This is a genomic window from Vibrio sp. 1580 (assembly GCF_033340055.1).
This window is the reverse complement of record NZ_JAWOVT010000145.1, coordinates 1-860: the sequence shown is the minus strand read 5'-3', so window position 1 is coordinate 860 and position 860 is coordinate 1. Positions and strand designations below refer to the sequence as shown.

1 protein-coding gene is annotated in these 860 nt (G+C 53.8%); it reads right to left on the bottom strand.

Going from position 1 to position 860, the window contains the following annotated elements; genetic code table 11:
* Positions 1-860: Calx-beta domain-containing protein (locus tag R7093_RS24615; RefSeq protein ID WP_318146938.1), on the bottom strand; the 860-nt coding region annotated here is incomplete at both ends.

Here is an 860-nt window from a genome sequence, read left to right as displayed (position 1 = left end):
TCTAAGGTGCCTAAGTCTCCAACTTCGGTGTCACCTAAGTTCAGGCCTAGCTCGACTTGAACAGTGGACTCGGAGGCGTTCGACAGCGTCACTTTGAAATTGGCTGTCTCACCCTCATTGATGGTGCCAGCATCGGTAATAGTCACGCTTGGACGGTCATCATCCGGATCAGGACCTGGACCCGTACCGTCATCCACTATCGTTGCCGTCCCCGTATCGCTGCCTTGCACTGCGCCAATGCCAGTCACCGTCACACTGAAATCTTCAGGGCCTTCGTACACCGCGTCATCAATAGAAGCAATGCGCACATCAAACTCAGTTTGCCCCGCTGGCACCGTTACTACCCCATCGTTTGGCACTGCAACCCAACCACTTCCCGTGTTGTATTCTAAGGTGCCTAAGTCTCCAACTTCGGTGTCACCTAAGTTCAGGCCTAGCTCGACTTGAACAGTGGACTCAGAGGCGTTCGACAACGTCACTTTGAAGTTGGCTGTATCCCCCTCATTGATGGTGCCAGCGTCGGTAATAGTCACATTCGGGCGGTCATCATCCGGATCAGGGCCCGGACCACTGCCGTCATCCACAATCGTCGCCGTACCGGTATCGCTACCTTGCACTGCACCAATGCCAGTCACCGTCACACTGAAATCTTCAGGGCCTTCATAAACAGCGTCATCAACAGAAGCAATGCGCACATCAAACTCGGTTTGCCCCGCTGGCACCGTGACTACGCCATCGTTTGGCACTATCACCCAGCCACTTCCGGTGTTGTATTCTAAGGTACCTAAGTCTCCAACTTCGGTGTCACCTAAGTTCAGACCCAGCTCCACTTGCGTTTCCGCTTCAGACGCGTTCGATAA